The 22,057-nt window shown below is 45.4% G+C and carries 23 protein-coding genes and 2 pseudogenes; 7 read left to right on the forward strand and 18 right to left on the reverse strand.

Features of this window, described 5'->3' with window-relative positions:
- Window positions 1-68 precede the first annotated feature (68 nt).
- From CIK89_RS13090 to CIK89_RS13145, 12 genes are all read right to left on the reverse strand, one after another.
- Window positions 69-2,414 carry a glycoside hydrolase family 3 C-terminal domain-containing protein gene (locus tag CIK89_RS13090; protein ID WP_094391801.1) on the reverse strand — a complete coding sequence of 782 codons (2,346 nt, stop codon included), beginning with the start codon at window positions 2,412-2,414 and terminating at the stop codon, window positions 69-71.
- Complete coding sequence (locus CIK89_RS13095) at window positions 2,402-2,950, reverse strand: nitroreductase (RefSeq protein WP_094391802.1); 549 nt, start codon at window positions 2,948-2,950, stop codon at window positions 2,402-2,404. The genes CIK89_RS13090 and CIK89_RS13095 overlap by 13 nt, the downstream gene beginning before the upstream one ends.
- A gap of 147 nt (window positions 2,951-3,097) precedes the next feature.
- The gene (locus tag CIK89_RS13100) at window positions 3,098-3,256 is read right to left on the reverse strand and encodes a DUF4295 domain-containing protein (protein ID WP_094391803.1); all 159 of its coding nucleotides are present in this window, start codon (window positions 3,254-3,256) and stop codon (window positions 3,098-3,100) included.
- 15 nt (window positions 3,257-3,271) lie between these two features.
- Window positions 3,272-3,460 carry a 50S ribosomal protein L33 gene (gene rpmG, locus CIK89_RS13105; RefSeq protein WP_094391804.1) on the reverse strand — a complete coding sequence of 63 codons (189 nt, stop codon included), beginning with the start codon at window positions 3,458-3,460 and terminating at the stop codon, window positions 3,272-3,274.
- Between the two features lie 3 nt (window positions 3,461-3,463).
- A complete protein-coding gene (rpmB, locus tag CIK89_RS13110) occupies window positions 3,464-3,727 on the reverse strand; it encodes a 50S ribosomal protein L28 (protein ID WP_072289873.1) in 264 nt (87 codons plus the stop codon).
- A 128-nt stretch (window positions 3,728-3,855) separates the two neighbouring features.
- On the reverse strand, window positions 3,856-4,356 hold the full coding sequence (locus tag CIK89_RS13115; RefSeq protein WP_094391805.1) for a CinA family protein: 501 nt from the start codon (window positions 4,354-4,356) through the stop codon (window positions 3,856-3,858).
- A gap of 11 nt (window positions 4,357-4,367) precedes the next feature.
- Window positions 4,368-5,399 carry a tRNA (adenosine(37)-N6)-threonylcarbamoyltransferase complex transferase subunit TsaD gene (gene tsaD / locus CIK89_RS13120; RefSeq protein WP_094391806.1) on the reverse strand — a complete coding sequence of 344 codons (1,032 nt, stop codon included), beginning with the start codon at window positions 5,397-5,399 and terminating at the stop codon, window positions 4,368-4,370.
- Between the two features lie 3 nt (window positions 5,400-5,402).
- Window positions 5,403-6,257 (reverse strand): type I methionyl aminopeptidase, encoded by an 855-nt coding sequence (gene map, locus CIK89_RS13125; protein WP_094391807.1) that lies wholly within the window; start codon window positions 6,255-6,257, stop codon window positions 5,403-5,405.
- Between the two features lie 85 nt (window positions 6,258-6,342).
- Window positions 6,343-8,337: a tetratricopeptide repeat protein gene (locus tag CIK89_RS13130; RefSeq protein WP_254046688.1), complete on the reverse strand. Its 1,995-nt coding sequence runs from the start codon at window positions 8,335-8,337 to the stop codon at window positions 6,343-6,345.
- Between the two features lie 70 nt (window positions 8,338-8,407).
- On the reverse strand, window positions 8,408-8,971 hold the full coding sequence (gene def, locus CIK89_RS13135) for a peptide deformylase (protein ID WP_094391808.1): 564 nt from the start codon (window positions 8,969-8,971) through the stop codon (window positions 8,408-8,410).
- A gap of 21 nt (window positions 8,972-8,992) precedes the next feature.
- Window positions 8,993-9,406: a Holliday junction resolvase RuvX gene (gene ruvX, locus CIK89_RS13140; RefSeq protein ID WP_094391809.1), complete on the reverse strand. Its 414-nt coding sequence runs from the start codon at window positions 9,404-9,406 to the stop codon at window positions 8,993-8,995.
- Window positions 9,407-9,440: 34 nt separating this feature from the next.
- Complete coding sequence (locus tag CIK89_RS13145; RefSeq protein ID WP_094391821.1) at window positions 9,441-9,932, reverse strand: SPOR domain-containing protein; 492 nt, start codon at window positions 9,930-9,932, stop codon at window positions 9,441-9,443.
- A 217-nt stretch (window positions 9,933-10,149) separates the two neighbouring features.
- Here CIK89_RS13145 and CIK89_RS13150 point away from each other — a divergent pair, with 217 nt between their 5' ends.
- The 6 genes from CIK89_RS13150 to CIK89_RS13175 are packed head-to-tail and all read left to right on the forward strand — an operon-like array spanning window position 10,150 to window position 14,042.
- Window positions 10,150-10,368 (forward strand): YtxH domain-containing protein, encoded by a 219-nt coding sequence (locus tag CIK89_RS13150; protein WP_094391810.1) that lies wholly within the window; start codon window positions 10,150-10,152, stop codon window positions 10,366-10,368.
- Window positions 10,368-10,727 (forward strand): hypothetical protein, encoded by a 360-nt coding sequence (locus CIK89_RS13155; protein ID WP_094391811.1) that lies wholly within the window; start codon window positions 10,368-10,370, stop codon window positions 10,725-10,727. The genes CIK89_RS13150 and CIK89_RS13155 overlap by 1 nt, the downstream gene beginning before the upstream one ends.
- Before the next feature lie 25 nt (window positions 10,728-10,752).
- Window positions 10,753-11,022 carry a hypothetical protein gene (locus CIK89_RS13160; protein WP_094391812.1) on the forward strand — a complete coding sequence of 90 codons (270 nt, stop codon included), beginning with the start codon at window positions 10,753-10,755 and terminating at the stop codon, window positions 11,020-11,022.
- 16 nt (window positions 11,023-11,038) lie between these two features.
- Entirely contained in the window at window positions 11,039-11,917 is an 879-nt protein-coding gene (locus CIK89_RS13165) for a UbiA prenyltransferase family protein (RefSeq protein ID WP_173815112.1), read from the forward strand.
- 16 nt (window positions 11,918-11,933) lie between these two features.
- Window positions 11,934-12,920, forward strand: a complete 987-nt coding sequence (locus tag CIK89_RS13170) for a glycosyltransferase (RefSeq protein WP_094391814.1) — start codon at window positions 11,934-11,936, stop codon at window positions 12,918-12,920.
- A 27-nt stretch (window positions 12,921-12,947) separates the two neighbouring features.
- The gene (locus CIK89_RS13175) at window positions 12,948-14,042 is read left to right on the forward strand and encodes a glycosyltransferase (RefSeq protein ID WP_094391815.1); all 1,095 of its coding nucleotides are present in this window, start codon (window positions 12,948-12,950) and stop codon (window positions 14,040-14,042) included.
- An 852-nt stretch (window positions 14,043-14,894) separates the two neighbouring features.
- Here the strand turns inward: CIK89_RS13175 and CIK89_RS13180 are convergent.
- The 6 genes and pseudogenes from CIK89_RS13180 to tet(Q) form a co-directional block, all read right to left on the reverse strand.
- On the reverse strand, window positions 14,895-15,635 hold the full coding sequence (locus CIK89_RS13180) for a pentapeptide repeat-containing protein (protein WP_094391816.1): 741 nt from the start codon (window positions 15,633-15,635) through the stop codon (window positions 14,895-14,897).
- Between the two features lie 43 nt (window positions 15,636-15,678).
- The gene (locus CIK89_RS13665; protein WP_158214834.1) at window positions 15,679-15,828 is read right to left on the reverse strand and encodes a hypothetical protein; all 150 of its coding nucleotides are present in this window, start codon (window positions 15,826-15,828) and stop codon (window positions 15,679-15,681) included.
- Between the two features lie 8 nt (window positions 15,829-15,836).
- Window positions 15,837-17,147 (reverse strand): hypothetical protein, encoded by a 1,311-nt coding sequence (locus CIK89_RS13185; RefSeq protein ID WP_144007426.1) that lies wholly within the window; start codon window positions 17,145-17,147, stop codon window positions 15,837-15,839.
- Between the two features lie 337 nt (window positions 17,148-17,484).
- Window positions 17,485-17,703, reverse strand: coding sequence for a hypothetical protein (locus CIK89_RS13190; RefSeq protein WP_094391818.1), 219 nt, complete (start codon window positions 17,701-17,703; stop codon window positions 17,485-17,487).
- Window positions 17,704-18,549: 846 nt separating this feature from the next.
- Window positions 18,550-19,179, reverse strand: a pseudogene (locus CIK89_RS13195) (histidine kinase); the annotation flags it as partial.
- Window positions 19,179-21,104 carry a tetracycline resistance ribosomal protection protein Tet(Q) gene (gene tet(Q), locus CIK89_RS13200; RefSeq protein ID WP_002560998.1) on the reverse strand — a complete coding sequence of 642 codons (1,926 nt, stop codon included), beginning with the start codon at window positions 21,102-21,104 and terminating at the stop codon, window positions 19,179-19,181. The pseudogene CIK89_RS13195 and the gene tet(Q), both read right to left, overlap by 1 nt.
- 285 nt (window positions 21,105-21,389) lie before the next feature.
- Here tet(Q) and CIK89_RS13205 point away from each other — a divergent pair.
- Window positions 21,390-22,057, forward strand: a pseudogene (locus CIK89_RS13205) (IS1380 family transposase); the annotation flags it as partial.

A 22,057-nucleotide genomic window follows, 5' to 3' on the forward strand; every position in this document is an offset into this window, starting at 1 on the left:
ATAACATTCTCTTATGCGCTGAGCCAAAACGCGTTATGACAGTCGGGAATCATATCAATCCATAGCCGTTACTTCACCGTCGCAACAGAGAAATAGTGTTCTCGTAAAGGTTTGGTTATTTTCTTACCTTTAAGAACTATCGTTTGCTTCAGTCTGATGTCCTGTGAAGAAGAAGCCACCTTAACTTCATATTTACCAGGATCAACATTCCATTGACGCTTTCCATTGTTCGAATAATAGCCAAACTGCTCGGTATAAAGTTTAATCCCAACAGTTTTTGTTTCTCCAGGCTCAAGCGTCACACGTGCAAATCCTTGCAATTGTATCGGTCGGATTTGTTGCTTTTTGTCTGTTGGAGAGAGATAAATCTGCGCCACCTCATCGGCTTTCATCTTTCCTACATTAGTCAAGGAAAATGTCAATTCCACCGCATCGTTATCAGTAGGACACTCCTTAACCATGTTCAGATTTCCATACGAGAACTGCGTATAAGACAGTCCGTATCCAAACGGCCATTCTATGCGTTCATCCTGTTCGATTTTCTCATTATAACAGATTGGTTCATCTATTTCCGTGTTGGGATAGCTCACCGACAATTTTGCAGACGGCGAAATTCTACCATAAAGGATGTCTGCTACCGCATGACCACCCTCTTCACCAGGGTACCATGCTTGTATGACAGCAGCGCATCTCTTAGAGATTTTCGAGATAATCTGTGCACGTCCTCCAAAGACAACGAGCACAACAGGTTTTCCTGTTGCCAGCAGTTTTTCCACAAATTCCTCTTGCTTACCAGGTAAGCGTAAACCTTGTCTGTCTCTGTTTTCTCCGCAAAGCATTACATTTTCACCCACCGCAGCGATAATCACATCACTTTCGCGAGCCATGTCCAACGCCACTTTTTGATCAGCTTTCTCCCCAGAATCCACCTTACGGTGCAACAACTGGTATTCCCATGCACGCTTGTCACCTGTCTCTGCATATTTCGTCTCTATCTCTTCCGTCCAGTCGCATCCCCGAGCATAAGCCACGTCAACCCCTTCTGGTTTACGAGTTTCCATAGCCTCCTTCAGTTTCACGATCTTCGGCAGATTCTTGTCGCTCCACTGTTTCTGCCATCCTTTCCAGAAGTAGAACATGCTTGGGAAAGAATAGTCTCCACACATCGCCCACATAGAATTGGCATTAGGCCCTGTCAGCAGAACCCTTTTGACATTTTTCAAAGGCAACACCCCATTGTTTTCAAGCAACACAACAGACTGTGTGGCAATATCGTATGCCGTCTTCTGCTTGAAAAAAAAATCAAGCACCACTTCATCATCGCTATAGAGGTAACGATTCTCGTCCATCATTCCTGCCTGTATTTTGAAACGTATGACATTCTTGACAGCCCGTTCCACGACTTCTGGTTTCACCAGTTTTTTCTCAATTGCCTCTTGCAAATATTTATAGTTGTCGCCTTTTGGAAAATCAACATCGTTTCCCCCATTAATCGCAGCAACCGCTTTTTCCAGTGGAGTGTCAAGGTTGGGAATCTGGTCAATGGCGGTATAGTCGCTCACCACCATCCCTTTGAATCCAAGGTATCCTCTTAGAATATCATTCAAGATTTCGCTGTTAGCCACACATTTTGTTCCGTGTACTGCATGATATCCAGGCATGATGACTTGACTTCCCGCCAGTCGGATCATCGTCTCGTGAGGCAAGAGAATTTCTTCCATCATCACCTTTTCGTCAGCATCTCCTCCGCCACCATATCCAAGATAATGCTTTGAGCACACTCCCACTCCTTTCTTCAGGTCACCCATCTGCAACCCTTTAGCAAATGCCGTACCCATCATGGCCGAGAGATACGCATCTTCACCATAGGATTCTTCAAGCCGGTTGAAAGACGGTATTCTACACACATCCACCATAGGCGACAGTGACAGAATGCCTCCCATCCTTCGCAAGTCGTTTGCAGTCTGTTTGGTTTTCAGTTCAGCCAATTCAGTATTAAAGGAACAAGCCTGTCCGATTTGCTGCGGATAGATTGTTGCATCTTGCGTATTAACTCCCGATAGCACTTCTTCATGAAACAAAGCAGGAATGCCGTTCGGTGTGTTCTTTATAATCCATTGCTGCAAGGCAACAACTTTTTTTCTGATGTTATCAGCAGATTCAAGATTCTGACTTGCATATTGTGAGAAGTGTCCGATACCGTTAGGAATGATTTTCCGGCATTGTGCCGTATCCAGCTGACCATTTTGATCAAACAAGTCATCCATATAGATACTTCTCAACTGTGCGAGGCGTTCCTCTTGCGACATTCGTCCGTAGAGTTCATCAACCTGTTGTTCTATTCCCTTCTGCTGGTTGCAAGCCACCAACATCGTAGTGCACGCCATAGTGGCCATAATTTTCATTTTACCCATACCACATAATCGCTTTTACGTTCAACCTGTGGTTTCAAAGCATCAGGCGCAGCATATCCCACAATACAATTTCCAATACCCTCATATTCATCCTTTATTCCGAGTTCCTGAAGGATTTGTTTTCCCTCTTCCGTCTCGAAGGTCTCCTTAGCCCGATGAATCCAGCAGGAGCCCAATCCCAGACTTTGTGCTGCAATCATCATATTTTCCATGACGAGAGTACCGTCATATACTCGTGTTGCCACATCCTTTTTAGCAAGCACCACCAGAACGACAGGAGCTCCATAGAACGGGTCAGCATGTCCGCTGGTTGTATTCATGTTTCTTGCCATGACGATATCGAGGTTTATCCTGCTCAACCTATCTCTCATTTCTTTGTTAGTCACAGCCAGTATGATAGCCGCTTGTTTGTTCATTCCCGAAGGAGCATAGGTTCCAGCTTTGACAATTTGTTCTATGAGTTCATCAGGAACACTTTTAGCCATATACTTCTTTACGCTTCTCCTTTCGATGATGTCTTGAATAGTTTTGTTCATAATCGGTAGTTTATTGTTAGATGGTTTGTTTCTTATCTTGCAAAATTACAAAAAAAGCAAGAGAATCAAGATAGAATGGTATAAAAGATAAAAAAAGACTGATATCTTTATGATACCAGTCTTCTTTCAATATGTATTTCTTATCTATTAGTTCTTGAAGAAATCTTTTACTTCCTCGTTGGGAACCATCTGCTCATCGAAGATGTAAGCACCAGTCTTAGGGCTCTTCACCATCTTGATAACCTTTGAATAAGCGCGACCATCCTTTGAACCTTCATGGAGGGTAGCGACGGTTTTCTTTGCCATAGTCTAATTGCTTAATTATTTAATCTCCTTATGAACGGTCATACGTTTCAGGATGGGGTTATACTTCTTGAGTTCCATTCTCTCGGGAGTGTTCTTACGGTTCTTGGTCGTTACGTAACGGCTTGTTCCGGGCAGTCCACTCTCTTTCATTTCTGTGCACTCCAGAATTACCTGTACACGATCGCCTTTTTTCTTGCTTGCCATAGTTTAGTCTCCTATCACTTTAATATCCTTCCAGTCCACGAAACCTTTGGCAACAGCTTGCTTCAAGGCAGCATCCAGACCTACTTTATTAATCATACGCAGACCAGCAGCACTGATCTTCAACTGAATCCAGCAAGCCTCCTCTACATAGTAGAATTTCTTGCTGAACAGGTTAACGTCAAAGCTACGCTTTGTGCGGTGCTTTGAGTGAGACACATTATTACCAATCTGTGCCTTCTTTCCTGTAATCTGACAAATCTTCGACATTTCTATCTACTTTTAACTTGTTCCTAAATTGTAACTTACTCCAAACAGGTTGCAAAATTACAAAATTTTCTAAACAACAAAGAACCCTACTTTACATTTCGGTGTAATATTAACGTTTTTTAACGCTATTATACCCTTGTCTGTTCATCTTTCAGAAAATCGAGAAACATTTGCATGGCTTTGTTGGTTGCAATGGCCAGATTGATATCTCTTCCGTGGTCTTCCTGCACCATGAAAGTCACCTGTCTGTCGATATCTCCACAAGCGAGCCAGATCGTGCCAACGGGAATCTCTTTAGTTCCTCCGGTAGGTCCAGCGAATCCTGTTGCAGCAATGGCATAATTGGTATTGAGTGTCTGACATGCTCCCTTTACCATTTGTTTGGCAACTTCTTCACAGACAGCAGTTTGTTCTTCGAGCACTTGTGCGTCAACATGCAGCAGTCTTTCTTTGATTTCATCGACATACGACACCACTCCACCTTTGAAGTATTTCGATGCTCCCGGTGTAGCGATCATGGCTTCTGCTATTCTTCCTCCGGTACAGCTTTCTGCAGTTCCTACGGTTTTTTCCAATTCCCAGAGTATCTGACTGATTTCACGACTGATAATCTTACTTTCAAAATCCATATTCTTTCTTTTTATTTAAAGGTAACTTTACTGAAGGCAGGCGCATCGATGGGACACGTCTCTCCGTCCAGATATTTATAGTATCCTACAATACCAATCATTGCAGCATTGTCTGTTGTATAGCTGAATTTAGGTATATAGATAGTCCATCCGTATCGTTTGGCATGATCGTGGAATGCGTTTCGCAATCCATTGTTTGCGCTGACTCCTCCTGCCACAGCCACATGTTTGATTCCTGTCTGCTTGACCGCCATCTTCAGTTTCTTCATCAGGATATCGACGATAGTAAATTCGAGTGAAGCGGCAATATCTTCTTGATGGTGTTCGATGAAATCGGGATCCTCTTCCACCCATTTCCTCATATTATAGAGGAATGAAGTCTTGAGTCCGGAGAAGCTGTAGTTAAGACCTGGGATTTGCGGTTCGGCAAACTTGTACGCTTTAGGATTTCCCTGTCGTGCCAGTCGGTCTATGATAGGTCCTCCGGGGTATCCGAGTCCCATGACCTTTGAACATTTATCGATGGCTTCTCCTGCGGCATCGTCGATGGTTTGTCCGAGCACCTCCATGTCGTTATAGGCGTTAACCTTGACAATTTGCGAATTACCTCCGCTGACGAGCAGGCAGAGGAAGGGCAATGGCGGTTGCTGATTGTCATCATCACTTTCTTTGATGAAGTGAGCCATCACGTGACCTTGCAGATGGTTGACGTCGATAAGGGGTATTCCGAGCGATCTTGCAAATCCTTTAGCAAAGCTCACTCCGACGAGCAGCGATCCCATGAGTCCCGGTCCTCTTGTAAATGCCACGGCAGTAAGCTGTTCCTTGGAGATTCCTGCCTTTTTTATGGCTTGATCCACTACAGGCACCACGTTTTGCTGATGTGCTCTTGATGCGAGTTCCGGCACTACGCCGCCGTATGCTTGGTGTACGGCTTGTGATGCTGTTACATTTGAGAGCAGCACACCGTTTTTGAGTACAGCTGCAGATGTATCGTCGCAGCTTGACTCAATTCCCAATATGTAGATATCTTTATTTTCCATTGTTTAGTGTGACAGTATTTCTACTCCATGTTCTGTCATCAGCAGAGTGTGTTCCCACTGTGCAGACGGTTTCTCATCTTCTGTAATAACTTCCCATCCGTATGGGTCGTCAGCATCGATAAAGACCTCCCATGTTCCCATATTGATCATAGGTTCGATGGTGAACACCATTCCCGGTACGAGAAGCATTCCGGGATGTTTCTGTGCGAAATGGCACACTTCCGGTTCTTCATGGAATTTGAGTCCCACTCCGTGTCCGCAGAGGTCTCTCACCACTCCATAGTGGTATTTTTTGGCATGTTTCTCAATGGCTTTTCCTATTTCTCCAACGAATCCCCATGGTTTAGCGGCCTCCATGCCTATTTCGAGACACTCTTTGGTCACCTCCACGAGTTGTTTCTTTTCAGGAGTTGTTTCGCCAATGATAAACATTCTCGAAGCGTCGGCATAGTATCCGTCGAGGATGGTGGTAAAATCTACGTTGATGATGTCTCCCTCTTCAAGGATATCTGTTGCCTTCGGAATACCGTGACACACCACTTCGTTGATGCTTGTACAAACGCTCATGGGAAATCCTTCATAGTTGAGACAGGCAGGAATGGCTCCGTGTGCTTCGCAGTATTCTCTACAGAGTTTATCTATTTCGAGCGTTGACATTCCTTCGTGTATTTCCTTTTCTATCAGGTCGAGCACTCCTGTGTTGACCACACCCGACCGTCTGATTCCCTCTATTTGTTCTGGAGTCTTCACAAGCTGGCGAGTGGGTACCAATACGCCTTGATTCTCCAAGTGCATAATTTTCTTGTCAAATTCTGTCGGCTGTACGCCTGGCTTACAATGCCACCTTCTTTTTACCATAATAAAAAAAACGTTTTTACGTGGCAAAATTACTAATAAGTGTCAGAATAACCAAACAATTCGTTGAAAAAAACGGTATTATCTGTTACTTCCGATTCTGTTTGATGATGCTGTAGGCGGCATAGAGTCCGAGTTCTCCTGCCTTGCTGAGGTCTGCCACAGCCTGTGCCTGCTGTTTGAGCGCGAGCCTTGCTATTCCTCTGTTGTAGTATGCTTCAGCCAGATGTGAATCCATCTCTATGGCTTTCGAATAGTCTTCTATGGCATGGAGATAATCTTTCCGCTGCACATAGACATTACCTCGGTTGTAATAGAGGATTGCACTGGGATTGTTCTCAATAGCCTCACTCAGGTCGGAGAGCACATTGGCGGTCTTCATACTGATGTCTGTACCCTGCGAAGCATTAAACGCGTTGAGTCTTGCCTGGCAGACTGCTCTTTGCCAATAGGCGAGTGTCTGTGTGGAGTCGAGTTGTACAACAGCCGTAAGGTCGTCTATTGCTGCTTCATTATTCTGGGTATCTGAATAGGCTACAGCTCTTATCAGCAGGAGTGCTGCTTTTTGTTTTGCGTCGTGACATTTGTCGATCGTGTCAGCCACCGAGTCTATCAGTGCGAAGTAGCGGTTTGTGGCAGCCTCGTCGAGTGTGCGCAACTGTCGTGTCACATAAAGCTGTCGTGTGCCGCCTTCGTTTCTGTTGAAGTCATCCACCCGTTGGTCGAAGGCAGTTGTTGCGTTCATCCGTTCTACGTCTTTCTGCATGGCGAGCACAAACATAGGAAGATAGTCGAGCGAAGCCTTTCTGTTTTGCACCCTTCCCCGGTAATCGCTTTGATATTCGTGTTCCACCTCCTGTACATCTTCCACAGCCAGTTGGTTGTATTTCTCGATGTCGAGGTCGCTACGTTTTCTCATCTGTTTTTTCGAGAGTCTCGGCTGAATACCCAAGCGTTTGTTCATCTGTGCTTTGAAGATTCTGAATTCGTCGAGCTCTGCCTGTTTGCTCATACCGAGTTTTCTGTAACAGTCGGCACGGTGTTGCAGTCCAAACCAGAAGTTTGGAAATTCCGCAATGATTTTCGTATAGTCCCTTATGGCACCTCTGATATTTCCGGTATTCTCCAGCAGGAGTGCGCGGTTGAAGAGTGCCATGAGGTTATTGGGCTCCAGGTTGAGCACGAAGTCAAAGTCGAGGATGGCTTGGTTGTCATCTCCCACCTGTGCCCTCAAGAGTCCTCTGTTGTAGTGTGCGAGGAAGTTGTTGGGATCGAGGTCGAGCGCAGTATCATAGTCTGCCATGGTTCCCCTGAGGTTATTGAGGTTGAATCTGGCAATGGCTCGGTTCACATAGCAATCCACTCGTTTGGGCATGAGGTGGATGGCTTTGCTGAGATACTCGTCGCTCTCTTTCCATTGATGCCGTGCCATGCTGATGATGGCTTTCTGACTCCACAGCGAACCGTCGTATGGGTCGATAGCAATACTTTTATCGAGTGCGACAACAGCTTTTGTGGTGTCTTTCTGGAGCATATAGACCTCTGCCTGCATGGCATAGACTTTCGCGTTCTTGCTCCATCGGGTGAGCATGGTGTCTATCTGTGCCAGTGCCACAGCATACTCTTTCTGCTGAATATGACAAAGCACTCTGTTGTGCCACAGATTTCGGTTCTCCGGGTCGTATTTCAGTGCTTTATCGTAGTCTTTCACGGCTCCGGCAAAGTTGTCTTGTCTGATGCGGCAGAGTCCTCTGAGTTCATAGACGCTGACCACAAACGGGTTTCTGTCAAGTGCCTCGGTACAGTCGTTTTCAGCTCCTTGGTAGTCGTCGAGATAGAATTTCGCCAGACCTCTGTAGAACCATGGTTCGTAGAGATACGGTTTTGCCGAGATCACCTGATTGAAATACTGTATGGAGAGCACATAGTCTTCATAGTAGAGTGCCGACTGTCCTACCATGAGCAGTCTGTCGGTATTAAACTGTGCCTTGCCGGTCATTGACGACAGGATCATAAGTGCAACAAGCAGAAGTTTCTTCAAACCTCTGCCCGTTGTCGTTGTCTTAATTACCCTTGTCATCATGTTTACAATCCGTTTTGCTTTACCTTATTACGGGAGCCTGTTTCGCCTGTATGTCTTTTGTGGTCGGTGATTATTTTCTCACCGCCATTTTAGTTTTGTATCCGCAGCGCACACGTCCTTGGAGTAATGCTCTCATCTTACTCTTGATGAGTTGTTTGCGGAGTGGAGAGATGCGATCCACGAAAACCTTGCCTTCGAGGTGGTCAAATTCGTGCTGCATCACGCGTGCAAGGTATCCTTCCACCCATTCGTCGTGTGGTTGCATTTTCTCGTCGAGCCATTGCACGTGAATGCGTGTCGGTCTGGTCACGCGCTCGTGGATGCCGGGCAACGATAGACATCCTTCTTCCGAGGTGTCGGTCTTGCTTTCATCGTATTCCACGATATGTGCGTTGATAAACACGTTTCTGAATCCTTTGTATTCAGGGAGGTCATCGCTGATCACATCAAGGTCGATGACCACCAGTCGTATGTCTTTTCCAATCTGTGGTGCAGCCAGTCCGATGCCCTCGCTCTCTGCGAGTGTGTCCCACATGTCGGCAATGAGTTTATCGAGCTCCGGGTAGTCGGCAGTAATATCCTGTGCCACCTTTCTCAACACCGGCTGTCCATATATATAAATAGGTAGTATCATTTCTTGTTGCTTTATTCGTCGTCACGATTTCCGTGCGCGCATATAGTCCTGCAGTATGATCGTGGCACTGATTTCATCCACCAGCGCCTTGTTTTGCCGTGCCTTTTTCTTCAGTCCTCCGTCAAGCATGGCCTGATGGGCAAGTACGGAGGTAAAGCGCTCGTCGAAGAATTCGATGGGCACATCGGGCCGTGCCTTTTTCCATCGGTTCACAAACTGCTGTACGCGCTGCAGGTTTTCGCTGGGCTGTCCGTTGGGCTGTCTGGGTTCTCCTATGACAATGCGCTCCACGGGTTCGCGTGCAATATAGTCGTTGAGGTATTGGAAGAGTTCTGCCGTGGCTACTGTTGCCAATCCTCCTGCAATAATTTGCAGAGGATCGGTAACAGCGAGTCCGGTTCTTTTCTTTCCGTAGTCTATCGAGAGTATTCTCACGCTAAGAATTTCCCTTTTTTATCCGTGGTTCTTTTTATTTGTTGTAGAGCAACCAAGCGCCGTGATACTTACCCTGGAGTTCGTTGCGGCTTGCAACTGCCTCACCCTTCGTATCAAACGTGGTAGCCACTACGCGGAAGGTGCCACCCTGGGTATTGCGCACGATCTGTGCATCATAGCCGGCATTGCGGAGCTGCTGCTGCAGTCCTTCGGCGTTGGCCTGAAGTGAGAACGAACCTACTACTACGCTGAAAGCCTTGAGTCCATTTCCGCTGATGAGGGTTACATTCTCCTGACGCACGTTCACGTTGTCAGTATTGTCAACCACCTGTGTGTCGTTGGCAGGTTTGGTCTCTACGGGTGCCACTACAACGGGTTCTTCCTGTGCGGGCTGCTGCTGTTGCTGCTGTTCTTCTTGCTGCTTGGCTTTCATGTAAGCCTGCTTGTAGGCGCTGTCGCCTGATTTACAACTTGTGAAAGCCATTGCGGCACACAGTCCTGCACATAGGATAATTTGTTTCTTCATTGTTTTATTTGTTTTAATTTTATAATGCTTTTTGAATATCATCTGCGAAATTACAAAATATCGTCCAAACTTGAAGAGAAAAGGTGCATAAAGTTTGTTAAATGGTATCAAATCGCATTATTTTATGAAAAAATATGGCTAAACAGCACGATGTTTTCAAAAAGATTGCCTATATTTGCAGCAACAAACATTATCAACCCTTTAAAACGAAACGACTATGAAGAATTTAGGATTTCTCGGTGCATTCCTCGGTGGTGCTCTCGCCGGAGCCGTAGTAGGACTGCTGTTAGCCCCTGAAAAGGGAGCCGACACTCGTGATAAGATTACCGATGCGGTAGATGACTTCATGAAGAAGCATAATATCAAGCTCAGTCGCAAGGAGATGTCTGACCTTGCCGCCGATATTGTTGACGCAGCACCTGAAGTAAACGAGTAATGCTGTCGAGCGACAAGAATGTAGAGACCATCGGACAACTGGTGCAAGCCGTTATCCGCTATTTGAACCTCCAGAAGGAGAGTATCAAATTTGACGTGGTCGGCAAACTGGTACAGTTGCTGACGGTAGCCGCTTTGGCTGCCGTTGGCTTTCTGCTGGTCATTGCCATCCTCCTCTATTTCTCTTTCGCCGTGGCATTCTGGCTGTCGGCATCGTTAGGCATGACCATGGCATTCATGCTGATCAGTTTGGCTCATCTGCTCTTGCTCGTGGTCGTTTTCATCTTCCGAAAGGCATGGATAGAGCGCCCACTGGTGAAGCTTCTTGCCAACATCCTGATGAGCAACGATCCACAATAGTAACCATGTGAGAGGACTTATTCTTATGCAGACCAAACAACAACAGGTGGGTATTCCACAGACCTTGGAGGACATTCGCGCACGACGCGAACAACTCGCTGAAGAACTTGCTCAGGCGCGCAGCGAGATTAGCGGTCATTGGCACCAACTTGTCACTCCCCAAAAGACCAATACGCGCGGCGAACTTGTTGCTGCGCTGATTTCCAATGCCGTTACGGCATTCGACGCTTTCCTCCTTGTGCGCAAACTGTTGCGCGGCTACCACACCCTTTTCGGTCAGCGCAAGCGCCGTTAAACGATTTCCATTGCCCATGAAAGATACCGTCCTTCTGTTACGGCCATTGCAGTGGGTGAAGAATTTCTTTGTCTTCGCCCCTTTGTTTTTCAGCAACAACCTGCTGAACAGCCATTATTTCCTACAGACACTGTGGGTGTTTGTTGCATTCTGCTTCGTATCGAGCAGCATCTACTGTTTCAACGACATCCATGACGTGGAGAACGACCGCCTCCACCCTAAGAAGTGCCACCGCCCCATTGCCGCCGGCAAGGTGAGCGTGGCTATGGGCTACGTCATCATGATGCTGACACTGGCAGCCAGTCTGATCACAGCCTGTCTCTCCGACTGCAACCACCTGCCCGTGGTCTGCGCCATGCTGGTGGGCTACTGGCTGATGAACGTGGCATACTGCATCCGCCTCAAAAAGTACGCCATCCTCGATGTGGCCATCATTGCCGTGGGCTTTGTCATACGCGTACTGATAGGTGGTTTTGCCACCGACATCATCGTATCGGGATGGTTGGTCATGATGACCTTCCTCCTGGCACTCTTCCTTGCCTTTGCCAAGCGCAAAGACGATTACCGCATCTACGAGCAGACGGGCACCATGCCGCGCAAGAGTATTGCGGGCTACAATTCCCAGTTTATCGACCTCTCCGTCACCATCGTGGGCACCATCACCATGGTGTGCTATATTATCTACACCATGAGCGACAGCGTGGTGAGCCATTTCGGTTCGTCCTACGTCTATCTCACCAACGTATGGGTATTGGCAGGACTGTTGCGCTATCTGCAAAACATGCTGGTCTATCAGCGTAGCGGCAGTCCCACCAAAGTACTGGTGAAAGACCATTTCATCCAGACGTGCATCGTTGGCTGGGTGCTCTCATTCTTCTCCATCATCTACCTCTGATTCTCCGTCTCACCTCATGAATACTACGTTTTCCACCGACAACCGCCAAGGGTCTCCATTGGTCAGTTTTATCATCACTTACCACAACGAACCGGCCGACATGCTTCATGCGTGTATCGAGAGCATACTGGCATTATCGCTGGGCGACAGCGAGCGCGAGATTATCATCATCGACGATGGATCGGACGTGAGTCCCGTCAGCTTTCTGACCGACTGCATCGACGAGGTCATCTATGTGCGACAACGCAATATGGGACTGAGTCAGGCGCGCAACCGGGGCATCGACATGGCACACGGCTATTTCATCCAGTTTGTCGATGCCGACGATGCCATCATCGCCCCACCCTACGAACAGTGTCTTGACCTCGTGCGCTATCAGCAAGCCGACCTCGTGATGTTCTGCAGTTCCGACACCTCAGAGACGACCTTCACCCCTGTTTCCGTCTCTCCTGTCAGTGGCAGTCATTTCATGCGCGAGAGCAATATCAGGGCTGCTGCATGTGGATACCTCTTCGCACGCCGCATCCTCGGCAGCCTGCGCTTCGAGCCCAACATCTACCACGAAGACGAGGCATTCACCCCGCAACTGCTGTTGCGTGCAGAGCGCGTCTTCAACACGCCCTACAAGGCTTACTACTATCGGGCACGCCACGACTCCATCACCAGGAGCAGCGACCAAGACACCATCAGCAAGCGCCTCGACGATACGCTGACGGTACTCACCCAACTCTATCGGCTGACCGATAAGCTGTCGCCTGCCGACCGTCCTGCCATGGAACGGCGCATCGCACAGCTCACCATGGACTATCTCTACAACACCATCATGCTGACACGCTCGGCAAAAAAGCTCGATGCCACCATCGACGCCCTCCGGCAACAGGGACTTTTCCCGTTGCCCGACCGTCCTTATTCCAAGAAATACACGTGGTTCCGACGCCTCGTGGGTAATGCCATCGGACGACGGGCGCTCCTCGCATCCCTGCCGCTCCTACCCCGTCACTGACCCGTCTCATCCCCTATTCCATCTCCTATGCGCATTCTTCTCGTCAACGACTACAGTGGACTCCATGCCAACCTCAGTCAGGGGTTGCGCAGTCTGGGGCATGAGGTGACCGTTGTTTCCAACGGCAACGGATGGCGCAACTATCCTCGTGACATCTCGGTCATCAGAAAATCACCCTCCCACATTGACGGAGTGCGCTACCTCCTCAACCTCTGGACGCGCATCCTTCCACGACTCACAGGCTATGATGTGGTGCAGCTCATCAATCCCATCTGCTTCGACCTGCGTCCCGAACGCCTGTTTCCTATCTACCGCTTCCTGCGACGCCACAACGGCAAGATGATTCTCGGAGCCTTTGGCGAGGACTCGATATGGGCAAGAACCTGCATCGAAGAGAAACCGCTGCGCTATAGTGACCATAACTTCGGCAATATGGTGCGCACCGATGCTGCCTCTCAAGATCTCCTTGACGTCTGGGTGAACACCTCTCACGAAAAACTCACCCGACATATTGCCAACGACTGCGACGCCATCGTAGCATGTCTCTACGAGTATATGGCGTGCTACCAACTGCACTATCCTGCCAAGACCCATTTCATCCCCCTGCCCATCGTGCGCCAGACGCCACCCACTATCCCGTCTCATCCACGTCTGCGCCTGTTCATCGGCATCGACCGTAAGCGTAGTGCCTACAAGGGAACTGACATCATGTTGCGTGCTGCACAAGCCATCGTTGAGCGTTATCCCGACCGTGTAGAACTGCGCACAGCATACTCCGTGCCTTATGCCGAATACCAGTTGATGATGAACAATTCCGATGTCATCCTCGACCAGCTCTACAGCTATACGCCATCCATGAATTCCCTCCTTGCCATGTCCAAAGGTATTGTCGTTGTAGGAGGTGGCGAACCCGAAAACTACGAGATTATCCAGGAGAACGAGTTGCGTCCCATCATCAACGTTGAACCGACCGAGCAGAGTGTCTTCCATGCCCTTGAGCAGTTGGTGCTCCATCCTGAGTGTCTGCCACGTCTCAAGCGCGAAAGCATCACCTATGTAGATCGCCACCACGACCACCTGAAGGTTGCCCGTCAGTACGAAGCCCTCTACCAGTCCCTTTAAACAGATTCTCTTTTTATATTTAAGATTGCTGCGCCATAAAAATCCACGGAACAGTGTTTAGGTTAAAGGTTAGAGGTTAAAGGTTAAAGGTTAAAGGTTAAAGGTTAGAGGTTATAGGTTAAAGGTTAAAGGTTAAAGGTTAAAGGTTAAAGGTTAAAGGTTAGAGGTTAGAGATTAGAGTTAAAGATTTTTGTTTCTGCATAAATTCCGTCTAAATGCCGATGATATATTTCTGGCCGTAGGCCATATTTTTATTAAAGATTTCCTCCAAAGATTTCTAGCCTTCAGGCTACCCCAAAAAAATCCACGGACCACACGGAGAACACAGAGAAAGATTTTCGTAGGATGATAAAGACCACTCCCTCAGACCTCAGACTTCAGACCTCAGACCTCAGACTTCAGACCTCAGACTTCATCTTAGTTAAAGATTTTGTTTACTACCTCCCTGAATTACAGATTATTTCTTGCGAAGCAACATCTTAAAAAAGATTTCCTCCAAAGATTTCTTGCCGTAGGCAACTAAAAAAATTCATTTCCCAAAACTGTTATCTGTTATTTGTAACGCAAAAAATCGTTTTTGGAAACTGTCAACTGTCAACTGTAACGCAAAAAATCGTTTTTGGAAACTGTTATATTGTTATATTGTAACGCTTGGTGTGAATTGGCGTTATCCAAGAAACAGGAACAGTCCTCGCGAAACCTATTTTTCCTTTTCAAAAACTGTAATACTGTAAGCCGTAAGGATTGAAAGTCATGATGTCAATGACCTGTCCCTGTGACATCCAAGGGTGTATATACCAGTCAGCTATGGCATATACACCCTTTATAAAGTTCAGCTGAGTATAGCAGCTCTTATTCTGTTGTCGTTGATGTAGATTCTGTCGTCACGATTTCGACTTTTCCACTCAAACCAGCGTTGCTTAACGCATTCCGAAGTATTTCCAAGGTCTTATCTTTACACCCAATAGCCTTTATGGTCTTCAGATTGGGACAATTGTTTAAGAAGTTGGTATAAACAGTTACTCCGGAAAAATCACAGCCGCTGAAATCTGCTTCTTCAAGATTTGTACACCAAACAAGCATTTGATACAAATCAGTTACATTGCTGTGTATTTTGCCACCGAAGTCAACCCGCTTAAGATTAGTATATTCTTGCAAAAAGCCTCTGAATCCTGTCACTGTTGACATATCAAGATGGCTAAAATCGGCTGATGTAAACGAGGCTTTTTTGCTATCGTCAAGGTAAACGGTTTGATCTATATCATCTTGATTGGCTGTTCCCATCAGGATTAGCTGACCAGACTGGCTGTATTCTGCCAATAGAGGGGTACCAAGTGTCCCGGGAACACAATAAATGGCATTGTAAACGGGCAATTCAGCCTCTTGTCCATGAGTGACATCTGCTGTTAATTGTGATCCATCTTTAAGAGTGTAAACAACCTTGTTGTCGCTTACTGACATACTTTCCAATACCTTCCAGTCATCTGCTGTCTTAATGAACGAGACGATGGACGATTCTGATTCCGTCTGGGCATGAATGGCTGTAATGCCAGCCAACAGGCATACCATGAATGTTAATATCTTCTGTTTCATATTATTATCTAATTATTAATTAATGTGTAACACCGAAGTGCGGTTAGTCTCCCCAAATAGAGCCATCTGATGACGTAGGGACATCTTCATCTCCATTATTACCAATACGGAGAGTTTCGCTGCCTGCGAGGAGCTGCATTTTACTTATCTCGTAGATGTGCATCTTCGGATGCACGTATTCTTTCTTCTTCATATCCGTTTTTATTTAATGATTACTTTTGTTGTCTTGTTTCCTCTCTTTACGATGTTCATGCCCTTTTGCAAACCTTGGAGACGATGCCCATTGAGGTCATATATCTCTGCCTCGCCTTCGTCAGCGGCATTAAGCACGTCAATGGCCGTTGTGTCGTCGTCGCCTATCGACAGACTCATCATCCTTACGTTCTGCACGCCGTTGCTTTGCAGATATGCACGGAATGGTCCCACCTTCACGTCTGTCACACCTTCCTTAGGGGTCAAATTGCTCACACGCCAGAACTTGTTGTTGCTGATGATGTAACTGTCCTTCGGTAATGCCCCAGACGCTGTGAAACGGCCAACAAGCGAAAAGCCATTTGCCGAACTGCTTGCTGCGGGGGCTACGGTGATAGCTGCATTGGTGGCATTTAATGAAATGTTGGTACCTTCGGTATTACGGCGCACCAAAACGGGAGTGCCGGCTGGGATGTTTCCAGTCACCTCAGTCAGGACTATCTCCGTTTCTTTCACTTCCTTCAACTCATAGAACTTGCATGTGGCATATTGGTCGGATTTTATCTCAAATGGCAGACATAGCGTACCCCATTGGTTGGTCATGGTGCGCCCGTAACTGACAGCATTGGCTGTGTATTCCGCTTCGCACTCATAGCCCTTGGCATCGTCGAGAGTAAGGCTTGCAATAGCGAGATCACCTGTTATGGCAGTTGTCTCCACCTTGTTGCCGTTGATGTTAACCCAACGTTGTGTTCGCCCTTCCGCACAGCCTTCAACCGAACATCCGTCTGCCCAACTCTTGTCTGCACACTGATGATCCGTATTGTTATGCGGCCATTGCGCAACTATTCCCTTTACCTGCCCCAGTGACAGCTCACAGGCTGTGGTCTTGCCAAGTTTCACCTTCCACATCATTCCGTCCTTGGCATAGACAGGTGACAAGGACTGTGGGTATGTTAGTGTCACGTCGTCATTCAGCGTTATACCCAATGCTGGCTCAACTGGCACGACATCGTATGTATATTGCTTATGTTCGCAGCCAGACCTTGTGCATGTTCTGTATTTGTTGCCATTCACCTCGTCTGTAGTCCATTCTTGTCCCGTAAAGTCATGCCCCAAGACTGGCTTATAGTCGTTTTCTGTTGTATTTGTAAAAGTTCCATCATTGTTCCATCCCCAAGCCCCACAAACATCACATTGGACAGAGTGTCCTACCGTTGTACAGGTAGCTTCAGAGGATATTTGTGATGAGCTATGTTGGTGTTTGGTAATCTTAACCTCAACCTTTGCGTGATTACCTGGAACAAAATTAAATGTCATATCATATTCTCCTTTATATAATTTTAGCTTTACAACATTATAATAATCACTGTTATCGGGCAATTTCAATTCAAATGATACAGTACTCTCACTCCAATACCCTCCTAAATCCTTTGTATTTTCATTACCACCTGCGTACCAAGTAAACGTAAGTTCAGTGTTTGTTTCAAATTTGTAATACTTTTTTTTGTTGCCTAAAAGATATACATAACCAAAATTTTCTACTGTACTACCATAGGTTAATACAAATTCGTTAAATTCTTGAGCTCCCACTTTCGTTGAGATAGAAAAGATGAGGCACAACAGCAATATAGTTTTCTTGATTATGTTCATAATATTACTTTTTATTGAGTTTGAATGTTACTTTATACTGCGTGAAATAGGTTGTTGTTTGTCCATTTTCATCGCCATGATGTTCTCTACCTGTCATGGGAAGATAATAAGCAGAGCCTGTCAAATGGTTGTGCGAGTCACCACCTTTAGGCATCTCTGCAAAGAACTTCCTCAGCTCTGCCAAGTTGTTCTTGATTGAGTCATAAAAATCTTTTTTCGTCATTGTCAATTATTTTGTTGTATTAGTATTTTTGAACAGCACAAACGCACAGAGCCTTCCGCCGGTGCCACTGACTGACACCTGCGGAAGGCTCTGTGTATGATGTTATATATCGCTGACGATGCTATGCCACAACAAGTAACCCTCCCCTAAATCATTATGAGTCAGGCGGTTGACTGCGTCTTCCTCCTTCGCGCCTCGGCAATTCAAACAAGTTTGATTGCTCTCGGTTTGGCGTCGGTTGTATAGGGTAATGTATATGGTTGGCAATGCAGTCATACGTTGCTATTATTAACAAGTTTAATCATGCTTTTCTTTGCAGAAGTGTATAAGATATAATACCTGCTCTGCAAAAATACTCAATTTCTTTCACATAATCATCAAAATCATCAGAAAGTTTTTCAATATTTTGGCAATTTAACAATTATACACACCATTCTGCACTATTTCGGGTGCTATGGTTTGTAGATGACCCACATTGGTTTGCAGATGCCGCATTTTGCATCTCGAAACACCTAACATCTGTTAAAAATCACCTCCATTTCCACACTTTTCTTCCAAAAGCCTTGCACAATCCAAATAAATGCTTTACCTTTGCAGTACCAGAACCCGCCAAGCCTCTCAACGATGCTCAAATGAGCGGGTCGTTTTTGTTTTTATAGGTATATGGCAACAAAAATTCCGTTCATAAAAACATACTCCACACCCCAAGAGTTATGGTCCAAGAAACAGAAACCTGTCCTCGTGTTTTAAGAATCCGAAACCTATTTTTCCTTTTCAAAAACTGTAAAACTGTAAAACTGTAAGAATTATAAGTCATGATGTCAATGACCTGTCCCTGTGACATCTAAGTTCTGCATTACGGGCAGCAAGACTATCGGCTTGTTCTGACAATCGACGGCTCTGCGCTTTCTGTTCGTTGACCATGTTTCTATTGGATGAACGGAGCGTAGTCGTTGTTGTCGTTGGCTTCGTTCCCTCTTTTTTGCCAAAGATGCCCAAGAAACCTTTTCGTTTTGGCTTTTTGGACTGTTCCTGCACACTTTTCTGCACAATAACCGGAATTTGATTGGCTATCTTCTTGTTAATAGATTGTTGTTCATCCATTAACCGGACTATCTGGAACATCTGTCGTTCCTTATCCTCTAAAAGACTGCGCACACTATCGATGCGCTCTGCTGGATAGGTGGCCTTGAAACGGCAGAGCATACTGTCCATTGCCATACGCCGTGCATGGTAATGCTCGATATCTTTATCGTTCCATTCCAGTATTGTTTCACCCAATAGAGAAAATTTTATCATTTGAATATTGATATTGTTTATTTCTTTTCGGAGCTCGTCTATTTTTTTATTGCCAAGTTCTAATGCTTCTATCTCCTGCCATTCATAGAGGCTATTATATGCCATACATCCGATAAGAATGGAGATAAGTATATATCCCAACTGTATTGCCTTATAGAAATTTCCTGACCGCTCCATTATTTTGATGACATTGATTTTTGGAACATGAATAAAAGTTTATCTTTTTCGTTCATGCGGATATTATCAGAATAATCGCCTTTTGTTATTTGATACCCGCATGGCTTGACCATAAAAACGCCTAAGCCCTTAGTGTATGAACTTACTTCTGAGGCGTAGTCTTTACTTGTATTTAATGGAACTTTCCCTTTAATATGACACCACTCATTATTGCAACTGATGTCTTCAATCTCAGACATCATTTTTTGCAAATCTGTAATAGCTTTGGAACTTGCCGCTTGGGGTATCTGCAACTCAAAATAGAGCATCGGTTCGAGAATGTCCACACCTGACTGTTGCAAGGCCAGCCTGAAGACATAAGGGGTCAGCTGTCTGAAATCAGCAGGTGTACTTACCGGGCTATAATACTCGGCTTGAGTAAAAGTTACTTTCAGATCAGTCACTTCCCATCCATGTAAACCAGATTGGCAAGACATACGAATCCCTTCAAAAACGGCATTTTGAAAAGAATGGTTCAGATAACCATAGGAGATGTCACTTTCGATTTGCAACCCTGTCCCTAACGGCAAGGGTTCAAGCGTCAGCCCTATTGTGGCCCAGTAAGGGTTGGGTGGCACTTCGATCTGAATAATCTTATTGACCTTTTTTACAGGTCGTTCTTTGTAGATAGTCTTGATCTCATCAAAATGGACCTTTACGGAAAATCGTTCTTCCAGCAATGTCTGTATGATTTCCTTTTGTGTCAAACCATATAACGAGATTTCCAATTCATCACTATATGAGTTTATGGAAAAGGACAAAGACGGGTCTTCAATCCACAATGTATTCAGAGCGGATATCACCTTGCTTCTCTCTTCGGACCTGTCTGGCCGGACGGAGGATTTGAGAGCGGGATGCTGATGAGATAACCCTTGAATCAAACAAGGTTTAGTACCTAAATAATCTCCGATTCGAAAATCTTCCATATCTTCTACAATCGCGATATCATTGGCCCCCACTTCATCAACATTTATCTCTCTGCCCTGATAAATAGTCTTTAGATTTTTAATCTTGATGAATTTTTCCGAATCGTTGATTCTTACAATGTCTCGAAGTCTCAGACTTCCGTCAATTATTTTTAGAAAACTTCTTTTATGTCCTTTGGGGTCATGCTCTATCTTATAGAGATAAGCTGAAAGTCTGTTTGAGACTGATTCTGGAGGAAGTATAAAAGAAGAGATGGCGTCCAACAACTCATTGATACCGATATTGAACATTGCTGATCCATGTAGTACCGGATAGACTTTGGCTTTTGCCACAAGATCGATTATCGTATTCCAATAATCAGCCGGTGAAATTTCGCTATCCGCCAAATATCGTTCTAATATATTGTCGTCATGGTTGCATACAAATTCTTTGTATTCTTCCTTTATATATGTTTGGGAGCAAATCGGATAAACCAATCCATCGACAACAGTTTGCATAAACAGGACATCTTGAGACAGATTTGTTTTTATATCCAGATACAAACGCTCTAAATTCACACCGTCACGGTCAATTTTATTGATAAATATAATTGTCGGGATTTGCAGTTTTTGTAAAGTATTGAACAGCAACTTTGTTTGCGCTTGTATGCCTTCCTTTGCGGATAAGATGAGGACTGCTCCATCAAGCATTTTGAATGTCCGCTCCACTTCCGCAATAAAATCCATGTGTCCCGGAGTGTCAATGATATTGCATTTCACTCCATTCCAGATAATAGATGTCGTAGAAGCCCGAACAGTAATTCCTCTACGTTTCTCTATATCCATAGAGTCTGTTATGGTGTCACCATTATCCACACGGCCGCACTTTTCCGTTGCTCCACTGGCAAACAGCAGATTCTCGGTTACGGAAGTTTTTCCTGCATCAATGTGAGCAAGAATTCCTAAATTTATAATATTCATTTGGATTAAGCAATAATATACTACAATAGATGCATTGTCGAAACGCACCTTTTAATACCTCCTCGTAGCATGTGAGAACTACAGGATTACTAACTCGTATTAATATGTATATTATTACTGCCGCATAACGATTACAAAATTACACAAACCTTAATTCCGCAACACTTTGATTTAACTTTATTTATAAGTTCCTGAGCAACAAAAAGTTGCTCAGGATTTTGCCATGTCAGATTTTTCACTTATCTTAGTGTTGCAAATCAAAACAAGCGTAAATCGTAACAAGACATGGCAAAGGTACAAATAAAATCTGAAAAACTCACACCTTTTGGAGGAATTTTTTCAATCATGGAGCAATTTGACTCCATGCTTTCACCTATTATCGACCAGACACTTGGTCAGAGATGCCGCAGTATCATCGGATACCAGTACAGCGAAATTATTCGTTCTCTGATGAGCGTATACTTCTGTGGCGGTTCATGCGTGGAGGATGTAACATCGCATCTGATGCGTCATCTCTCGTATCATCCGACCTTGCGCACATGCAGCTCTGATACCATCCTCAGAGCCATCAAGGAACTGACACAGGAAAACATCTCATATACTTCCGATAAGGGCAAGACCTATGATTTCAATACGGCAGACAAGCTCAACGCCTTGCTTATAAAAGCCTTGGTTTCCACTGGTGAACTGAATGAGGTGGAAACCTACGATGTTGATTTCGACCATCAGTTCCTTGAAACAGAGAAGTATGATGCAAAACCGACATACAAGAAGTTCCTCGGCTACAGACCTGGCGTATATGTCATCGGTGACATGATTGTCTATGTCGAGAACAGCGATGGTAACACGAATGTGCGTTTTCATCAGGCAGACACCCATAAGAGATTCTTCGCTCTTCTGGAATCCCAGAACATCCGTGTAAATCGCTTCAGGGCAGACTGCGGTTCCTGCTC

The organism is Prevotella sp. P4-119 (assembly GCF_002251345.1).
In the GTDB taxonomy this organism is placed as follows: Bacteria; Bacteroidota; Bacteroidia; order Bacteroidales; family Bacteroidaceae; genus Prevotella.